2 protein-coding genes are annotated in these 1,930 nt (G+C 70.3%); both read left to right on the top strand.

Annotated elements, in window-relative coordinates; translation table 11 throughout:
• Positions 1-179: 179 nt before the first annotated feature.
• Entirely contained in the window at positions 180-371 is a 192-nt protein-coding gene (locus Q0C41_RS31235) for a hypothetical protein (protein ID WP_291990938.1), read from the top strand.
• 196 nt (positions 372-567) lie between these two features.
• A partial coding sequence (locus Q0C41_RS31240; protein WP_291990940.1) for a hypothetical protein occupies positions 568-1,930 on the top strand: 1,363 nt, incomplete at its 3' end.

The following is a 1,930-nucleotide window of genomic DNA, read 5'->3' on the forward strand; positions in this document are numbered from 1 at the left end:
GTCGCATCGGCACTCCCACCACGTCTCTCCGTAACGGCGTTCGGGGCTGTGTCGGATCAACACAAGACGCCCGAATCGGTCGCCAGGCGCCAAGGCGATTCCGCGCGGCATAGGGCGAATCTTAACAAAGTAGTGGATACCGGTCCATCGCGTCCGCGTGACGCTGAGGTGGTCCGTGCGTGAGTCGACGGGTGGAGGAGGATGGCCGGCCCGCCACGCCGGGCGAGATCCGCGAGATCGCGTCCGGCACGGCCGAGGAAGTCATCGAGTTTCGCATGCCGCTGCGGTTGCCGTTCCATCGGGGACGGCGCCGGTGGCTGGTGGTCCGAGCGTGCACCGCGACCGCGCGCGTGACGCTCGCCGTGGAGTGATGCAGACGACGTAACCAACGAGTGGACGTGCGGACTGGGCTGGGCCTCATGAACCCGGCGACGAGCGGTGAGCCTCACCGCGTCCGCACGACAAGGGGCGACAGACGAGAGGCGGTCTGACGACGCAGGGGCGGGGGCTCTGTGCGCGTTGGACCGCCTTTTCGTTTGTCGCCCGGAAGTATTCGAGGACCAGATGATGCAGCCAGGACAGCGCCTCTCGCCGGGACAGGAACTGAAAGCCAACGGGATGACGCTTGCCTACCAGGGCGACGGCAACCTCGTGCTCTACGACCGGCAGGGGCCGCGGTGGGCAAGCGAGACCCACGGTCGGTCGGCCGGGTACGTCGAGATGCAGGGCGACGGCTTCCTGTGCATCTACGACGCCGCGGGCGTACCGATCTGGCGGTCGGGCGACGTCGCGGCGCCGGGCGGCCGGCTGGTATTCGACGAGTCGGGCATCCGGGTCGTGGCCACCGTGGAGCTTCCGACGTGGCAGGTGCGTCTCGAGCCGCGGCCGACGCCGCCCATCGAGCCGCTGCCGCCGTCGTCGCTCACGCGCCTCCGCGTCGAAGACAACAAGCGCTGGTTCGCCAACGCCGCGGGCCGGTTCGACTACCGCGAGGTCTCGGCGTTCTCGCTGCTCTCGCGGCTGCTGGCCGGCGAAGACGCGGAGGTGCAGGCATTCCACGCCGGGATGCGCGCGCGCGGCTTCAGCGTCGTGCGGGTCATCCTGACGCTGGACGGCGACTACTGGACCCGCAGCCCGCTCAGCGGCCGGTCGTTCCGGTGCGCGCCCGACATGCCCGGCTACTGGCAGGCGCTCGACCGCCTGGTGGCGCTGACCGGGGCCGCGGGCCTCTACCTGCGCGCGGTCTTCCTCGGCGATGTCCAGCCGTTCGGTGGCGTCTGGGACCCGGTCCGGCGCGACGACGTGTGGAGCGGCGACGTGCGCCGGCGCGGCGAGGCGTTCACCGTCGAGGCCGCCCAGCGCCTCGGCGGTCACGCCCACGTCATCGGCGAGCTGGCGAACGAGCCGGGGCAGATCGGCATGCGCGAGAGCTTCGACGAGCTCATCGCCCTCGGCCGCAAGGTGAAGGCGGTCGCGCCCGACATGCTGCTCGGCGGCGGCGCCGTCGACGGCCCGAACGACCAGGACACGCGCCTCGCGGTGGCGCCCTTCGACTACTGCGACGCACACATCGATCGGCGCATGGGGGTGGGGGGCTTCGAGTGGGTCAAGAGGAGCGGCGAGTACGCCCTCATCGACCAGGAGCACGTGGCTCGGAAGATGCCCTTCATCAGCGGCGAGCCGGTCAACTTTGGCGAGCTGCGCGCAGACGGCCGCAACGGCGACGTCGAGCGGTCGCCCTCTGTGGCGTTCGCCTACGGCGGCGTCTCGCGCGCGCGCCAGTACAACACCTGCTTTCACTATGACGGCGGGCTCTGGAGCACGTTGCCCAAAGCTGACACCGACGCCTGCATCCGCGCCTACATGGCGGCGCTCAACGCGTTCCCGATGCTCACGGACGGGAAGTGGCGCGGGCACTGGGCGCAGAGCT

Origin of the sequence: Luteitalea sp. (genome assembly GCF_022842525.1) — a bacterium.
GTDB lineage: Bacteria > Acidobacteriota > Vicinamibacteria > Vicinamibacterales > Vicinamibacteraceae > Luteitalea.